The sequence below is a fragment of the Shewanella sp. P1-14-1 genome, from assembly GCF_001401775.1.
GTDB classification, from domain to species: domain Bacteria; phylum Pseudomonadota; class Gammaproteobacteria; order Enterobacterales; family Shewanellaceae; genus Shewanella; species Shewanella japonica.
Genome location: NZ_LKTL01000019.1, coordinates 52,087 through 67,905 on the forward strand (window position 1 = coordinate 52,087; position 15,819 = coordinate 67,905).

Here is a 15,819-nt window from a genome sequence, read left to right on the forward strand (position 1 = left end):
TACATAGGACATATGTATCTGAGATAACACTAATTGAACGTTTTAATAAGGTGTATAAGTTGAGGTTATGGATGAGTAAGATTTTCAGCCGATTGATTTTGTTATGTGGTTTATTGCTCTCTTTTGCCGGTATGGCGCAGGCAAATGATGATGCTTTATGGATAGATAATAGCGCCGCTGAACCCTCGGTAAATTTACATTTTTTCTGGTCAGAAACCTGTCCACACTGCCGTAAAGCACACCCATTCATTGATGCACTTGCTGAGCGATATAGCTGGATAAATCAACATGATTACCTTATATCAGAACCAGGCAATGTTGATAAACTGATGGCCATAGGCGAGAAAACCGGCGTCGAGCCCAAGTCAGTGCCTTACTTTGCCGTCTGTGGCGAAGCCATTACAGGCTATAATAGCCATGATGTGACTGGTCGCTATATTCTTGAACGCCTAGAAGCATGTTATCAGCGAAATGGCGGCACCATGCCTGCTGAAGATTTAATGGGTGATTTTTATGAAGATAAAACCACCGCTGATGCACCGTTATTTGAAACTTGCTCGGATAATTCAGATCCAAACAACCCTAGTACCTGTGATATGGATTTTGGTTCAAATGCAGCAAGCCAAGCCAAACTAGATGATACCCCTCACGTACAGCCTGTTGATATTCCACTGATCGGTGCTGTTCAGCCTGAAAAAATGTCGCTACCTGTATTGACCTTAGTGCTAGCTGGCGTCGATGCCTTTAACCCTTGCGCCTTCTTCGTATTGCTCTTTTTATTAAGCATCATGGTGAATGCGGGCAGTCGTGGACGCATGCTATTAGTGGGCGGAATTTTCGTTTTCTTCTCAGGCTTTATTTACTTCATCTTCATGAGCGCATGGCTCAACCTGTTCCAATTACTAGGTGGTGGAGACGGAGGCTGGATTATCACAGGTGCGGGATTAATTGCACTGGTGGCCGCCTTGGTCAACATAAAGGACTTCTTCTTTGGTAAGGGCGATGTCAGCTTGTCTATGTCGGTTGAAAACCGTGGCAGCTTAATAAAGCGGATGGGGAAATTGTCTAAAACCAGCTCTTTACCAACCTTAATATTCGGTTCTGCGTTATTGGCGATTATGGCCAACGCTTATGAGTTACTTTGTACTGCTGGTTTCCCGATGATTTACACGTCTGTGTTATCAATTTCGGGATTAGATACCATTGAGCGTTATATGTATCTCATCGCTTATAACGTCATTTACGTTATTCCATTAGCAACCATTGTGATTGTATTCGCAGCCACTCTTGGCAAGCGTAAGCTAACGGAAAAAGAAGGCGAAGTACTTAAACTAATGTCGGGTATTATGATGTTAGGTTTAGGCAGCATGCTTGTTATCGACCCGATGGCGCTGCAAAACGTGGTGTTCTCTGTAGGCTTGATTGTAGGTTCTATCTTGCTGACTTATGTCATCGTTAAGATTAAACGCTTGAAGCAAAAGTCTTAATCTCGCTATAAAAGCTCAGTAACCAGTAAAGCGAGTCTTATACCTAAGACTCGCTTTTGTTATTTAGTTTTCCAATAAACTTTATTGGTAAGCTCCAGCCGAGTAAGTTAACTCATAGCTATGGCTATAGATTTCTAAAATATTGCCGAAAGGGTCTTCCATGTAAATCATCCGATATGGCTTCTCACCAGGGTAATAATAACGAGGCGCTTTCATGCGTTTTTTACCCCCAGCGGCAACAATTTTTTCAGCCAAACCTTCAACATCAGGATCTTGAACACAGAAATGGAAAATACCTGTTTTCCAATACTCAAAATTATCGTCAGGGTTTTGCTGATTTTTAAATTCAAACAACTCCACTCCAACTCGGTCGCCAGTAGATAAATGGGCTATCTTAAATCGCTCCCACCCTGGACCAAAAACGTCGGTACACATCTCACCGATGGCTGAATCATCTTCAACAATTTCTGTCGGCTCCATGATTAAGTACCAACCTAAGACTTCAGTGTAAAACTTAACTGCAGCCTCTAAATCTGGCACCGAGATACCGATATGAGAAAAGGTTCTAGGGTACGGTGTAGGTGAATCTGGCATTGCTGCGGCCTCAGCAGTAGCCTCTTGTTGCGAGGTGGCAGACGCACAACCCGTTAATGCCATAGGCAAAGCGGCGGCCCCTAAACTGACACCCAGTAACTTCATGAATTCTCTTCGACTGGGATGATTGATAAACATAGTGTGTTCCTATAACGGCGATACAATAGAGGATGTCTAACAGATTGAAAACGGGGATTACGAAAAACCTAATAGCCTCCATAAGCCCCTGTGAATGTTATTTATATGCACCACTGGCATAATGTAATTCATAACTGTGGCTGTAGATTTCTAGGATATTTCCAAATGGATCTTCCATGTAAATCATGCGGTACGGTTTTTCACCTGGGTAATAATAACGCGGTGCTTTCATTCGTTTTTTGCCACCAGCAGCAACAATTTTCTCTGCTAGTCCTTCAACATCAGGATCTTGAACACAAAAGTGGAACACGCCAGTTTTCCAATATTCAAAGTTATCTTCTGGATTCTTTTGATTCTTGAATTGAAACAGTTCGACGCCGATACGGTCACCGGTAGAGAGATGGGCAATGTTAAAACGCTCCCAACCTGCACCAAATACATCCGTACACATTTCGCCAATGGCAGAATCATCTTCAGTAATTTCTGTTGGTTCCATAATTAAGTACCAACCTAGTACTTCGGTGTAGAACTTCACTGCCGCTTCTAAATCAGGTACTGAAATACCAATATGAGAAAACGTTCTTGGGTAAGGTATAGGTGCAGACATATTTATCTCTCCAGTTGTTGTTCATAAAGTCGGGCTAATTTCGATGAGAAAAGTATAGGAGAACTACAACCAAAAAGTTAAATTATCAATATTTATGTTTTTAATAATATTTTGTAATAGCTAAATTTATGAAGTGCTGGATTATGCCGATTTGTTTGATACTGTTTCTCACCAAGTGGTCTTTTTGTATTTCCTTTAGCAACTATAATTGACTGATACTTTGAGATTAATTTTAAAAATCTTATTTTAATCACGATATTCAGCACCGACAGAGATCGCAAACATGAATCTATTACACACAGTATTACCGGCTATTTTACTCAGCACTTTACCTGCCACCGCTGTCTTTGCAGAAACCTCCCCTCAGTCAGAAGTCATCACGACAGCTGATATTGACTGGGGATATTTAAACCCACTTCGTGGCGATAAAAGCCCTGGGGCGGCCAACCTTTGGGGCGATCGCACCCAAAATGTGCCAACGGGTATGTTAGTAAAATTCAATAAAGGGTTTTCCTCACCTCCCCACATTCATAACATTACTTATCGTGGTGTGGTTATTGAGGGGAAAATGCATAATGACGATCCCGATGCCGCAACCATGTGGATGCCAACAGGTTCTTTTTGGACACAACCTGCTGGCGAGAACCACATCACTGCAGCCAATGGAGAAGACAACCTCATCTTCCTTGAAATTGATAGTGGCCCTTATTTGGTTAAACCATCTAGTGAGCAATTTGACAATGGAGAACGACCAATAAATCTTCATCAATCAAATCTTGTTTGGCTAGACCAAACCGACATGAAGTCTATCAATGGAAATAATGCTGAAATAACCGCATTATGGGGCAGTAACAAAGTCGGGGAGCTCGGCGGTGCAATGATAAAATTGCCAGCCAACTTTAGTGGAACACTGACAAGCGATGCTGAAGAGTTTAGAGCCATTGTTATCAAAGGTAGCCTTAACTATCAATCTGTTGAAACACCAAACAGTAAAGGATTAACCGCGGGCAGTTATTTTGGCTCTAACGGTAAATTCAGCCATAACGTGACAACGTCAGCGCAAGGGGCAATGGTATATATTCGCACTGATGGAAAATATCACGTCGCAGAAAAATAGTGCGGCTAGGTGATAACGCATAGCAAAATTTATGTCGCACTTACTCATCTTTATGTAAAAGAGTGCAATGTTGCTAAACTTGGATCCTCATTCGTTATATAGTGCAATTAATAAAAGAGTGAGGATCGCAATGAGTCGTATTTTATTAGTTGATGATGACGCAGGTTTATCAGAATTATTAGCCCAGCTTTTGGTACTTGAAGGGTTTGAATTGACCCAAGCATTTGACGGCCAACAAGGCCTTGATTATGCACAGAACCAAGATTTTGATTTAATTTTACTTGATGTAATGCTACCAAAACTTAATGGCTTTGAAGTCTTACGTGCCCTCAGAACTCAAAAGCAAACGCCAGTACTCATGTTAACTGCTCGTGGTGATGAAATTGACCGCGTGGTTGGCCTTGAAATTGGCGCTGATGACTACCTACCAAAACCGTTTAACGACCGTGAGTTAATTGCACGTATGCGCGCGATTTTACGCCGCTCGGTTTTAACTCAAGCTGACAAAAATGAGCAAGTTAGATTAGATTTTGGTGACCTCAGTTTAGACCAAGCAAGACAAGAGCTTTATTGTAACGAACAACTTATTATCTTAACGGGTACTGAGTTTTCCTTACTGCATAGCTTGATCACCCAAGCGGGCGATTTGGTCACAAAAGAACAACTTAGCGAAACCGTACTCGGTAAAAAATTAATGCCATTTGATCGCAGCTTAGACATGCATTTATCTAACTTGCGCAAAAAATTACCTGAACGCAGCGATGGCCGACCAAGAGTAAAAACCATCCGTGGTAAAGGCTATATTTGGATCCCGTAATGACATTCCTCTCTTCTATAAATCGCTTATTTGTTAAGTTATTACTGGGTTTTTGGCTATGCAGTTCGCTCATCATCGCCTTTGTGGCGATTTTGCCTTTTTTACAGCAAAGCCATGATCAACTCCCTTTGTCGGACAAACAAACACAACTGCTCAAACGTGCGGCAGAGCACTTTATAGAAGAGCCGTCGCTACTTGAAGATGAACAAGCGTTAAGACGTTTAAATCGTCACCGAAATCGTGATGGAAAAAGCTTTAAGTTTTATATTCTTGACGAGCAAAGCAGGGTGTTAAATACGAACAAAGTACCACGTACTTTTCGTGAGTTTTTACTTATCAGCGAAGACAATGGTGCCCCTATTAGTCACCAATTCCGCACTGAGTTAATTTTCGGTCCTTACGAATTTATAGCAGGTGAGAAGCCTTACCGCGTCTATGCACGTATTTCAGATAATCACCCACGCCCTTGGTTTTTCTTTTTCAGTGATAACAAGCTGCTGACAGCCATTATCGCCATGTTAATGTCTGGTCTACTGTGCGGCCTTTTAGCTTGGAACTTAGGTAAGCCATTACGTTCACTCAAGCAAAGCTCTAATGCGCTAGCGCGAGGAGACTTATCAAGCCGAGTCGAAACCAGCGTGGTAAAACGTGGGGATGAAATTGGCGAGCTGGCCCAAGCATTTAATACGATGGCAGAGTCCATCGAAACCATGATGAATAATCAACAACGCTTAATGGGTGATATTTCTCATGAACTACGTACGCCGTTAACCCGGCTGCAATTGTCATTGGCATTAGCCCGTAAGAAAGATCAAAGTAGCCCTGATATTGAACGTATTGGCTATGAAGCAGAGCAGTTAGAAGCCCTCATATCTGAGCTATTAACCCTATCTCGTGTCACCATCAGCAACACTGAAAATAAAGTCCATCTTGAACTGGCTGAATCGCTTAGCCATATTCTTGATGATGCAGAGTTTGAAGCCGAGCAGCAGCAAAAACGCTTAGATATTGAGATCCCTGAAACAATCAGTCTCGACCATTACCCAAAATCCTTATCTCGGGCGATAGAAAACGTGCTGAGAAATGCGATTCGCTATGCCGAATCTGTGATTTCTATTACGGCAGAACAGGTACAAGATCGAGTGGTGATCACCATTGATGATGATGGACAAGGGATTGATGAAGCCGACTTAGAAGAAATCTTTAAGCCGTTTTACCGACCTGATGATGCTCGCGATCGTGAGTCAGGTGGCTGGGGATTAGGTCTGGCCATTACCCAAGCAGCCATTAAGCTCAACCAAGGTAACATTGAGGCAAAAAATATCTCTCCCCATGGCCTAAGTGTTGTCATTAGCCTGCCTAAAACCATGCAGTAACCTAAGGCTACCTTTCTAACTCTCAGATAAGCGTTAGCAGGAGCCATATGCAGAATGTCAGGGAAAACATCATCATCTTGATGATTTCTTTCCCTGGTTATGATGTTTTGAGTATAATTCTCGATTCATTCAATCAAGGTATTTAACATGTTCCATATTGCGCTTTATGAACCAGAAATTGCTCCAAACACGGGTAATATAATTCGTCTGTGTGCCAACAACGGGGCAAAACTTCACTTGATTGAGCCGTTAGGTTTTGATTTAGAAGAGAAAAAGCTTCGTAGAGCTGGCTTAGATTATGCTGATTTAACCAATATCACTCGCCACAAGAATTTTGAAGCCTTCCTTGAGGCGATGCAAGGCAAGCGCATAATGGCGTGCACGACTAAAGGCAGCCGCCCACATAGTGAGCTTGAATTTGCCGCTGATGACGTATTGTTATTTGGTCCTGAGACCCGTGGATTACCTATGGATATCATTGAATCTATTCCCACCAGCCAACGCTTACGCATTCCGATGGCTGCGAGTAATCGCAGTTTAAATCTATCCAACTCTGTGGCGATTATTAGTTATGAGGCTTGGCGTCAGCTTGATTACGCTGGAGCTGAATAGCTAATTTAACTTGTAGCGCTGGCTAATTGGGCTGAACAGTTGTCAGCTCAATCGCGCGGATCAATTGATATTGCTGGCTATCATCATCAAGATAATGCGCACTTTGACGCCACAACCAACTGTCATTATTACCATTATCAATTGGAGCGCTAGTCGTCGATGATAAGGGCTCAAAGCTTAAACGAATCAATGCAGGCCGCTGATTAAGTTGCCCTTTTCCTAAAAAAGTAAAACTATCCCCACGCTGATATAAACTAAAAACTTGCTCTCTATCTGCACCAACACCGTCAGTGTACGTCAGGAGTACATCACCACTATGTGCACGAAACCACCAAACTTCACTATTGGGGTTACTGTCGCCACGGCTCACCGTCAGCATTAGATTCCGTTTATCAGATGAGCAAATTGCAGCAGTTGTCACTTGTTTTGGTCTGGAGCCCGATTTAGCCGCCGAGCCAACCCAGTCACCATCAAGTCGTGGACAAAACTGGCTCAAATCCACTTTCGCAGCGCTCACGCTGGCAGCGGGCAGCATCCCTATAAATCCTAACAAGAGGGCTAAGCTACAGCTTATTTTTGAGATTCCAATATTATAAGACATGGACTAAAAGGCCTTGAAGTAAGCTTAATCAGTGATTAGCTAGCACATTATTTTATTCCATCACGATTTTCAAATAACTAAACTATTTTTGCAAATAACGGCAGTTATTGAACCGACAAATTTGACCAATAAAAAATGCCTTTCTCAAATAAGAAAGGCATTTACGATCAAAAGTAGACGAGATGAATGTTATTGACCGAAGCCCACGTCCGTCATATTAATCTGCGTGACTTCACCATATTCTTTAGCAATATCAGCAACTTTAGCAGCATTACCAATCAACACAAACTGCAAATTCTCTTGAGGGAAATAGGTACTTATTAAACGCTGAGTATCTTCAAGGGTTAAGCCATCGACTTTGGCTTGAAACTCATTGATGAAAGAATCATCAAATTTATAGATATACATATCTGCCATTAGCTCAGCTAACTGACCACCTGTTTCAAATTTAGGCGGGTATTGGCCTTTTACGTAGGCTTTAGCTGAATCTAAGGTTTGCTGATCTATCCCTTGTTCCCATAAACGCGCATAGGTTTTTAACGCTAAGTCCATGGCCTCTTTAGTCGTACTGGTTTTGGTAAAAGTGCTGACTTGGAAAACCCCAGAATCAGAAAAAGGATTAAAGCCAGAACGAGCGCCATAAGTTAATCCAGCGTTGACCCTTAACTCATCGTTTAACCATGAAGTAAAACGGCCACCTAAAATGGTGTTGACTACCGTTAGCCCTACATAATCAGGGTTATCACGGCGAATACCTAAACCACCAAAAACAAATGTTGTTTCAATCGCATCAGGTTTATCAACTAACAATACTCGGCTAGCATTAAGTGACGGTAATCCCTGTGATAAATCAGGTTGGACGGCTTTTTCAGTTCCCTGCCAGCGACCAAAAGCTTGAGTTAACTTTGCCTTCATTTGGGCTGGGTCAAAGTCACCGACAACATTAATGGCCATGTTACTTGGCTGATAATAGCTTTTATGGAAAGCACGTAATTGTGCAATATTAATCTCAGCTAACGAAACGCTGTTACCCGTTGTTGGGTTAGCGTAAGGGTGCTGTCCAAATACCATTTTAGTGTAGTAACGACCAATAACCGCGCGGGGGCTTTCTTTTGCTTGCGATAATCCCACTATTTCACGCTGTCTTAATTTTTCAAATTCAGCGCTATCAAAGTCTGGTGACATCAACACATCTTGCATTATCGCAAGTACGGTATCGAGATCCTTACTCATAAAGTCAGCATCAATTTGCGAGCTTTCACGCCCTGAAGCTGTCTTTAAACTTGCACCAAGAAAATCAATGGTTTGCTCAATTTCCGCCTTCGATTTGCCACCAGCACCTAATAATAAACTCTTAGCAGTCATATATGACACGCCCGAGGTAGTGTCATTAACAGCACCAGCTCTGACAACCGCATTGATGTTAATAATCGGCACTTCAGACTGCACCATAAAGTTCACTTTTAGGCCATTATCTAAGGTCATTGATTCGTATTGCGGCATGCTAAAGCTGCCAGTATCAACCGTTTTACTGGTGCCTGTAGTACTTGCACACCCTGTTAAGGCTAGTGAGCATGCCAGCGCCATGGCTGTAAGCGTACGTTTTGATGTAAATCCTGCTAATGACATCATAGGTCAGCTCCTTCTGTTGCAGCTAACACGCCCACGGTGCGATTGGCCTTACGTAAATAGGTTTGCGCCACACGTTGAATGTCTTCTATTGTGACTTTGTTATATGCCTCTGGGGCACTGAATAGTTTGTCATAACTGCCAAAATACAGCTCGTAACGGCCTAAGGTATTGGCACGACCATTAATGGTTTGCATCGTACGATAGAAATTCATCAGTTTGATATTTTTAACTTTTTCAAGCTCTTGTTGAGTCACCCCTTCAGTGCTAATACGATTAATTTCCGCAATCATGTTGGCTTCAAGTTGCTCCGCATCGACTCCCGCATTTGCCACACCAAGAAAATAAAACAGGTTAGGATCAAATGATAATGGCAGATAAGACACCACGTTTGATGCAACCTGTTTGTCAACTAGCCCTTGATATAAACGAGAGCTATTACCTTCACTAAAAATGGTATTTAGCAAATCAAGTGCATAATAATCTTCATGTTTTGTTGAGGGTACATGATACGCCAACATTACGTTTGGCGTACTCACTGACGCTTTTTCCACAAACACGCGACGCTCGCCTTTTTGAAGTGGCTCTACAGTGCGCACAGCTTGAGGTGGCGTTTGCGCAGGAATGACGCCAAAGTATTGTTTGGCCAGCTTTTTGACTTCAGCAACCTTCACATCCCCAGCAATCACCACGACGGCATTATTGGGTGCATAATAAGTTTTATGGTATTGCTGTAAATCTTCTAAACTCCAAGCTGCGATATCTGACTCATGACCAATCACTGACCAGCTATAAGGATGCGCTCTAAATGCCACACCTTTAACTTCCTCTTGAATGGTGCGCCAGTTAGAGTTCTCTAGGCCAGTGGTTCGCTCAGATTGCACTACGCCACGTTCACTTTCGACCATTTCAGGGTCTATATCTAAGTTGGCGATACGATCGGCTTCTAAGTCGAAAATGGTCTCTAATGCATTGGCAGGAAACCAATCGGTATACACGGTTATATCTTCAGTGGTGTAGGCATTGTTAGCACCACCAGCAGCTTCCATCGTTCGGTCAAACATTTTCGGACCATACTTTTTTGAACCGTTAAACATCATGTGCTCAAAGAAGTGTGAAATACCGGTAATCCCTGGCACTTCATTACGTGAACCGACTTTCCAAAATAGATACATATTGGCATTGGGTATGCTGCTGTCTTCTAGCACCATAATTTTCATGCCATTATCTAACGTAAAAGTATTTACATCTTCTTGAGTGGTAGCTTGCGCTACGCTAACCCAAGCGCTGAGTAATACCAATAACGCGGTCATTCTGCGTTTCATGTTGGTTTCCTTTTAATCATCCGTCACAGCGACGATATCTTTCATGGTCTTTGTTAACTGACACAAGATTGTTACTTGTCAGGTAATTCGTTTTATTACTTAGCGCTTAAGGCCGTTAACGCCAATTGTGTCATGGTTTGCACACCAACTTTTAATGCAGACTCATCCACATAAAACGCCGGTGAATGGTTGCTGGCCACTGTTGCAGGATCTTTGCCTGCTGGGGTGACCCCCAGAAAATAAAACAAACCTGGGGTTTCTAATGCGTAATAAGAAAAGTCTTCAGCGCCAGTAATCAACCCTGGCTCAATTAAGTTATCCTCGCCTACAACACTGCGAATGACAGGGCGCATTTTAGCGACTAATTCAGGGTTATTTACTGTCACAGGATAACCTGCATCAATTTCTGTTGTGGCAGTTGCCCCAAGGGTTTTAGCTGATAATTCTGCAATTTCGGCAAGCTTAACTTTAATATCTGCTCGCATATCTTGATCGAACGTACGTATCGTTCCGATAAGCTCTACCTCATCAGGAATAATGTTTGAGCGAATACCACCATTAATGGCGCCAAAACTCACTACAGCAGGTGCTTTAGTCACATCAACTTGGCGGCTAATTATGGTCTGTACGCTGTTAATAATTTGCGCCGATGCCACAATAGGATCAACTCCGCCCCAAGGACGAGAACCGTGGGTTTGACGACCTTTAACGGTAATAGTGAATGAATCTTCTGATGCCATCGCAGGGCCTGAACGAAGGCCAATAACCCCCGTTGGTAAACTTGAAGTCACATGCATGCCAAACACTTGCTCAGGTTTACGTTTGGCAAATAAACCTTCTTTGAGCATGAGTTCAGCGCCGCCTTCTTCGCCTGCAGGCGCTCCCTCTTCTGCCGGTTGAAAGATAAACATCACGTCACCAGCAAGGCTATCTTTAGCATTAACAAGGTTTTCGGCCACGCCCATTAACATCGCCACATGGGTATCATGACCACATGCATGCATCACGCCTACAGTTTGACCACGATAAGTATCTGTGGCTTTTGAGGCAAAAGGTAAGTCCACCACTTCAGTGACAGGCAATGCGTCCATATCAGCACGAATACCAATTAATGGCCCAGGTTTTGCCCCTTTTAAAATCGCTACAACGCCTGTGTGAGCCACACCAGTTTGTACTTCTAAACCTAATGATTCTAGATGTTGAGTAATCACTTTACTGGTTCTAAATTCTCGATTAGATAGCTCAGGATGCTGATGTAAATCCCGGCGCCACTCAATGACTTTTTGTTCAACATTCGCAGTCAATTTAGCTGCATCAGGGGTATTGGCAAAAACGGCAGGAGCAAACGTGCCTGACAGTGTCGCAACACATAAGGCTAAAGTAGAGAGGCGCATATTATCATCCATGGTTATTATCATTTTTTGTAGCATTCCAATCTACAAGGTCTGACTCGAGTTGTTAAATATTTTGTTAAAGGAGAACCTAAGAAATTGTTTCGATTTGTTTACTTAGTGAACTTCTGTACGATTGACCTGTGCGAATCGTTACCCTTTCGCCAGTGGTTGCAACACAAGGACATTAGCTAATGGATATCAAATTTAATCAATTCACTGCATTGAGTCACTCTCTGACACTGGATATTGCCGATTGGCATATTCACAACCAGTCGTGGGGAGTGTTTAGTGCTCATGGTGATATTGGATCCATACTAGGCGATCTGCTTTGCCAGCAATCCGCTGCATTATTTGATAACAAACTGACTAACCAACCCAAAGATATTGAGGTGTTGTCAGGTGACATGAGTATATCGGCGCATCGCATTGCCCAAGTTTCATTAACCGAGCAGCAAAGGTTATTAGCCTTAGAGCTTGAAAGTGACGACACAGATTTTCAAGATATTGTCGACACAGGCACTAAAGTCATCGAACTGATAAAACAAGCACTGCCCGTAGCGGGTAGCAGACAAACCAATAATCCCGAGCCCATTGATGCACTACTGACAAAGCTAGATCTACATTCACTACAAGAGCAAGGGTTTCGAGAATTATCGACAGGGGAAACACGACGAGTCATGCTGGCAATTGCCATCGCCAGTCAGCCAGACTTTTTAGTGCTTGATAATCCATTTTCAGGGTTAGATATTCAACATCGAGATGCATTATCTGACTATTTAAGCCAATTACCAATCCCGATGTTACTGGTATTTTCAAGAGAAGAAGATCAACCCAAGTGGATAGATAACATTGCTATTTTCAGCCACGGAAAGTTAGACAGAAAGATGAACAAGCACGATTGGGAGCAGCACCCAGTCATCGCCCAAATAACCTCACAAACTCAGGTACAAAGCGAATTAATGTTGGCGACAATGCAACGACATCGCCACCAGAGTCATTTTAACAATCCGGTTTTTGAACTTAAAAATGGCAAAGTTGCCTATAGCGATAAAACGATTTTTACCGATGTGAATTGGCGAATTGATAACGGCCAACACTGGCAAATTAAAGGCCCAAATGGTTGCGGTAAGAGCACCTTGTTAGGGTTAATATTTGGCGACCACCCTCAATGCTATAGCAATGATATTCATATTTTTGGCAAAAAAAGAGGCACCGGTGAAACCATATGGGAAATTAAACAGCATATTGGCATGGTATCTTCAGCACTCCACTTACAATATCGGGTAAATTGCAGCGCGACAGATGTGATTTTATCAGGTTTTTATGACTCGATAGGCTTATATCAGCAAGCCAGTGCTGACCAGAAAGCTGTCGCAAAAGATTGGCTCATCATGCTGCACATGGTTGAGTACGCCAATACACCGATAAAGCAATTAGACTATAGCCAACAACGATTATTACTGATTGCTCGAGCACTCGTTAAACAGCCTACGCTACTGATTTTAGATGAGCCTTATCAAGGCTTAGATTACTTGGGAATACGTTTAGTTAAAAAGACCCTTGAGTTGATCGCCAAAGAGAACCTGAGCCAGTTATTGTTTGTATCCCATTATCATGAAGACAGTATCGATAGTATTGACCACTATTTAACATTTGTGGCCAAAGAAAATGGTGAAGGTTACCGAGCAGTGATTAGTGAGTAATCTGCTAACAGCGCTAACTGCTGGAGGCTATTTCTCTTCAATTTTTCGTTCTTTCGCGGCAGCTTCTTTTGCTTCTCGCAGGTATTTGTCGGCACGAGATTCACGCTCATTAAATTGTGCTTGAGACTTTTTTATCTGCTCTTTTTCCCACTCACCAGACTCTTGACGAGCTAAGACTTCTTGCTCACGATTTTGGGTATCACTTGCTGCTTTACGAGCTTTTTCTAACTGTTCTTGCTCAGTCTTTTTGGAGTCAATTCGCCCTTGATCCGCTTTTTGAGATAATGTCAGCCTAGGCTTTTCACTTGCGCTCACGTGCCATGAACTGATCGCACTCAAGATTGCCATTACCGTGACAGCAATGAAATATGTGTTACCCAATCGCGTTTGATTCAACATGCGGTATATCTTCCTTGTTATTGTTCTTGATCATAACGAGCACGCACAGCTGGCGGCATGGCATCTAGCTTATGTTGCACCATCGCATCAAAGGCTGCAAACATTGGCGCTATATCCAATGTCGGATTAATGGCTTGCAGCATATATGCTGTCGCTTCAAGCGTCGACAAGCTATCACTTCGTTTCGCTTTACGAATGCGATATTGTGACACGCCTTCAAACTCAATATGCAATGCCGGCAAATCAAGTAACCAAGGATTAAGCTGCAGCATTTTGAAGGCTTTTCGCCAAGTGCCATCAATCAATAAAATAATACAATCTTCAGGTGAATTTGACTCTGAAGCACGTTGGCTTGTTTCGCTTGGATAGACTAAATATACAGGCTTGCTGGCTTGTTGCAGATACACTTGCAGCTCAGCAAAGTCTTCTGCTGTTTCCCCTACCACAACTTGAGTCTCTGGTAAGGTTAAGCACAATAACTTAACCGTATTTTTAGCATGCTCAACCTCTGAAGGGTGCTGCAGCACAATCACTTCGGTTTTGACCTGAATAGGAGAAATGCTAGCGCAAATACACGTTGCTGATGGGTAACCACAGCCATTACAGATGATTCTAATAACGCACCTCGAAACATACTTAACACTTAAGCAGTACTGCTTAGTTAGGGGTTATTTTAGCGTTATTCGAGCTATATATGCCAGAAACAACAATGCCGCTAATAATTCATCAGCGGCATTGAGCAACATCTATAAAATAACGAAAAAATTTAATGCTCTGGCTGTACTTGCTCCATATGCAAATGGCTTAAACTTTTTATCGACATGATTAATAGCAATACTAACGATAAACCACCCATTAAGAAGGCTACGGCATAAGGAGCGCTGATGTCAGTCATCTGAATTAAGCCCGCTAACACAGATGCACCACTCATTTGAATACAGCCTAACATGGCTGCTGCAGTACCCGCTCTTTCACCGAAAGCAGATAAAGCCATTGACGTTGCAGGGCCAAGTAATACTGCAAAACCAATGCATAACAACATCATTGGCAACATGAAGGCAAACCCTGCTGCAAGACCGGTTTCAGGTCCAGCTAACTGCATGACGACTTCAATAACAGCAGCTAACAACATCATTGCAAGTGCAGCAATAACTGCTGGGCGATTGCCAATATGCTTAACCAACACTGGCGCGGCAAAACACGCAGCAATATTTACCGCAGCATTTAAGCCAAATAAGCCACTAAACTCAAGTTCACTTACCCCTAACTCGCCAATCAGCCACATAGGTGAATACGATACGTACGTGACAATAGAAGCCATAGCCACCATACAAGTACTCGCATAAAACATAAAATGCGGATCGCTTAGCACTGGCTTATAACGTGCCCAACGATATAAAGGGCCACTGGTATCGGTGTTTTCTGGACGAGTTTCTGGGAATTTAATGAGGACAATAGCGAGTACGATAATGGCGTACAGTGCCATAAAGATAAATGTAGATCGCCAACCAAATTGCAGCGCGAGTAAGCCACCTAGTGTTGGTGCCAAAGCAGGAATAACACAAATAGCGCCATTCAAATAACTGTACATTTTGACGCTTTCTTTGCTGCTATAGCAATCACGTACCGCACTGAATACTACAATTGAGGTTGAACAAGCTGCTAACCCTTGTAAAACTCGAGCTAATTGTAGCACTTCAAACTCTTGTGCCATTGCGCCAATAAGACTGCTAACGCCATAAAGGACGATACCAAATAATGCTATAGGACGGCGCCCAAAACGATCTGCTAAAGGACCAATCAGAATTTGACCTAAGCCCATCGCAAACAAAAACAGCACTAATGTCGACTGAACTTGGCTACCACTCACACCATACTCTATCGCCATCGTTGGCATAGAAGGCAAGTAGATATCGATGGCTAATGGGCTTAGTAGCACCATAAACATCAAGGTGGGTAGCAGGTTACGTCTCATTTGTTCTAGTCTCTTTCTTAATTTCGGGTATTGATTTAGGCGCGC

General features: G+C 42.7%; 15 protein-coding genes. 6 read left to right on the forward strand and 9 right to left on the reverse strand.

The window, feature by feature from the left end; all coding sequences use genetic code 11:
- Positions 1–71 precede the first annotated feature (71 nt).
- The gene (locus tag AN944_RS14505; protein WP_055025356.1) at positions 72–1,487 is read left to right on the forward strand and encodes a hypothetical protein; all 1,416 of its coding nucleotides are present in this window, start codon (positions 72–74) and stop codon (positions 1,485–1,487) included.
- Positions 1,488–1,568: 81 nt separating this feature from the next.
- Here the strand turns inward: AN944_RS14505 and AN944_RS14510 are convergent, their stop codons facing one another.
- Positions 1,569–2,081: a lactoylglutathione lyase family protein gene (locus AN944_RS14510; protein WP_055025412.1), complete on the reverse strand. Its 513-nt coding sequence runs from the start codon at positions 2,079–2,081 to the stop codon at positions 1,569–1,571.
- A gap of 235 nt (positions 2,082–2,316) precedes the next feature.
- Positions 2,317–2,826, reverse strand: coding sequence for a lactoylglutathione lyase family protein (locus AN944_RS14515; protein ID WP_055025357.1), 510 nt, complete (start codon positions 2,824–2,826; stop codon positions 2,317–2,319).
- 283 nt (positions 2,827–3,109) lie between these two features.
- Between AN944_RS14515 and AN944_RS14520 the strand changes: the two genes are divergently transcribed.
- The 4 genes from AN944_RS14520 (at position 3,110) to trmL (ending at position 6,748) form a co-directional block, all read left to right on the forward strand.
- Positions 3,110–3,943: a DUF4437 domain-containing protein gene (locus AN944_RS14520; RefSeq protein ID WP_055025358.1), complete on the forward strand. Its 834-nt coding sequence runs from the start codon at positions 3,110–3,112 to the stop codon at positions 3,941–3,943.
- 130 nt (positions 3,944–4,073) lie between these two features.
- Positions 4,074–4,760, forward strand: a complete 687-nt coding sequence (locus tag AN944_RS14525; RefSeq protein WP_055025359.1) for a response regulator — start codon at positions 4,074–4,076, stop codon at positions 4,758–4,760.
- Positions 4,760–6,136 (forward strand): ATP-binding protein, encoded by a 1,377-nt coding sequence (locus AN944_RS14530; RefSeq protein WP_055025360.1) that lies wholly within the window; start codon positions 4,760–4,762, stop codon positions 6,134–6,136. The genes AN944_RS14525 and AN944_RS14530 overlap by 1 nt, the downstream gene beginning before the upstream one ends.
- A gap of 147 nt (positions 6,137–6,283) precedes the next feature.
- Positions 6,284–6,748, forward strand: a complete 465-nt coding sequence (trmL, locus tag AN944_RS14535) for a tRNA (uridine(34)/cytosine(34)/5-carboxymethylaminomethyluridine(34)-2'-O)-methyltransferase TrmL (RefSeq protein WP_055025361.1) — start codon at positions 6,284–6,286, stop codon at positions 6,746–6,748.
- A gap of 22 nt (positions 6,749–6,770) precedes the next feature.
- Here trmL and AN944_RS14540 read toward each other — a convergent pair whose 3' ends face one another.
- The 4 genes from AN944_RS14540 to AN944_RS14555 all read right to left on the reverse strand — a co-directional run bounded on the left by AN944_RS14540 (position 6,771) and on the right by AN944_RS14555 (position 11,709).
- Positions 6,771–7,283, reverse strand: coding sequence for a hypothetical protein (locus tag AN944_RS14540; protein WP_225442147.1), 513 nt, complete (start codon positions 7,281–7,283; stop codon positions 6,771–6,773).
- Between the two features lie 255 nt (positions 7,284–7,538).
- The gene (locus tag AN944_RS14545) at positions 7,539–8,981 is read right to left on the reverse strand and encodes a pitrilysin family protein (RefSeq protein WP_055025363.1); all 1,443 of its coding nucleotides are present in this window, start codon (positions 8,979–8,981) and stop codon (positions 7,539–7,541) included.
- A complete protein-coding gene (locus AN944_RS14550; protein ID WP_055025364.1) occupies positions 8,978–10,303 on the reverse strand; it encodes a pitrilysin family protein in 1,326 nt (441 codons plus the stop codon). The genes AN944_RS14545 and AN944_RS14550 overlap by 4 nt, the downstream gene beginning before the upstream one ends.
- Before the next feature lie 95 nt (positions 10,304–10,398).
- Positions 10,399–11,709, reverse strand: a complete 1,311-nt coding sequence (locus AN944_RS14555) for an amidohydrolase (RefSeq protein WP_235530927.1) — start codon at positions 11,707–11,709, stop codon at positions 10,399–10,401.
- A 179-nt stretch (positions 11,710–11,888) separates the two neighbouring features.
- On the opposite strand from AN944_RS14555, the gene AN944_RS14560 reads away from it, so the two are divergent.
- Positions 11,889–13,400, forward strand: coding sequence for an ATP-binding cassette domain-containing protein (locus AN944_RS14560; RefSeq protein ID WP_055025366.1), 1,512 nt, complete (start codon positions 11,889–11,891; stop codon positions 13,398–13,400).
- A 27-nt stretch (positions 13,401–13,427) separates the two neighbouring features.
- On the opposite strand, the gene AN944_RS14565 is transcribed toward AN944_RS14560, so the two are convergent.
- The 3 genes from AN944_RS14565 to AN944_RS14575 form a co-directional block, all read right to left on the reverse strand.
- Positions 13,428–13,748, reverse strand: a complete 321-nt coding sequence (locus AN944_RS14565) for a hypothetical protein (RefSeq protein WP_174567616.1) — start codon at positions 13,746–13,748, stop codon at positions 13,428–13,430.
- A gap of 68 nt (positions 13,749–13,816) precedes the next feature.
- The gene (locus AN944_RS14570; RefSeq protein WP_082420025.1) at positions 13,817–14,416 is read right to left on the reverse strand and encodes a tRNA-uridine aminocarboxypropyltransferase; all 600 of its coding nucleotides are present in this window, start codon (positions 14,414–14,416) and stop codon (positions 13,817–13,819) included.
- A gap of 149 nt (positions 14,417–14,565) precedes the next feature.
- On the reverse strand, positions 14,566–15,774 hold the full coding sequence (locus tag AN944_RS14575; protein ID WP_055025369.1) for a multidrug effflux MFS transporter: 1,209 nt from the start codon (positions 15,772–15,774) through the stop codon (positions 14,566–14,568).
- Positions 15,775–15,819 lie beyond the last annotated feature (45 nt).

What these genes read in the sequence shown, in the direction of transcription:
- trmL (WP_055025361.1), top strand. Translation starts at nt 6,284, where the DNA reads ATGTTCCATATTGCGCTTTATGAACCAGAAATTGCTCCAAACACGGGT.
- AN944_RS14515 (WP_055025357.1), bottom strand. Translation starts at nt 2,826, where the DNA reads ATGTCTGCACCTATACCTTACCCAAGAACGTTTTCTCATATTGGTATT.
- AN944_RS14550 (WP_055025364.1), bottom strand. Translation starts at nt 10,303, where the DNA reads ATGAAACGCAGAATGACCGCGTTATTGGTATTACTCAGCGCTTGGGTT.
- AN944_RS14530 (WP_055025360.1), top strand. Translation starts at nt 4,760, where the DNA reads ATGACATTCCTCTCTTCTATAAATCGCTTATTTGTTAAGTTATTACTG.
- AN944_RS14560 (WP_055025366.1), top strand. Translation starts at nt 11,889, where the DNA reads ATGGATATCAAATTTAATCAATTCACTGCATTGAGTCACTCTCTGACA.
- AN944_RS14520 (WP_055025358.1), top strand. Translation starts at nt 3,110, where the DNA reads ATGAATCTATTACACACAGTATTACCGGCTATTTTACTCAGCACTTTA.
- AN944_RS14575 (WP_055025369.1), bottom strand. Translation starts at nt 15,774, where the DNA reads ATGAGACGTAACCTGCTACCCACCTTGATGTTTATGGTGCTACTAAGC.
- AN944_RS14525 (WP_055025359.1), top strand. Translation starts at nt 4,074, where the DNA reads ATGAGTCGTATTTTATTAGTTGATGATGACGCAGGTTTATCAGAATTA.
- AN944_RS14545 (WP_055025363.1), bottom strand. Translation starts at nt 8,981, where the DNA reads ATGATGTCATTAGCAGGATTTACATCAAAACGTACGCTTACAGCCATG.
- AN944_RS14555 (WP_235530927.1), bottom strand. Translation starts at nt 11,709, where the DNA reads ATGGATGATAATATGCGCCTCTCTACTTTAGCCTTATGTGTTGCGACA.
- AN944_RS14565 (WP_174567616.1), bottom strand. Translation starts at nt 13,748, where the DNA reads ATGGCAATCTTGAGTGCGATCAGTTCATGGCACGTGAGCGCAAGTGAA.
- AN944_RS14510 (WP_055025412.1), bottom strand. Translation starts at nt 2,081, where the DNA reads ATGCCAGATTCACCTACACCGTACCCTAGAACCTTTTCTCATATCGGT.
- AN944_RS14505 (WP_055025356.1), top strand. Translation starts at nt 72, where the DNA reads ATGAGTAAGATTTTCAGCCGATTGATTTTGTTATGTGGTTTATTGCTC.
- AN944_RS14540 (WP_225442147.1), bottom strand. Translation starts at nt 7,283, where the DNA reads ATGCTGCCCGCTGCCAGCGTGAGCGCTGCGAAAGTGGATTTGAGCCAG.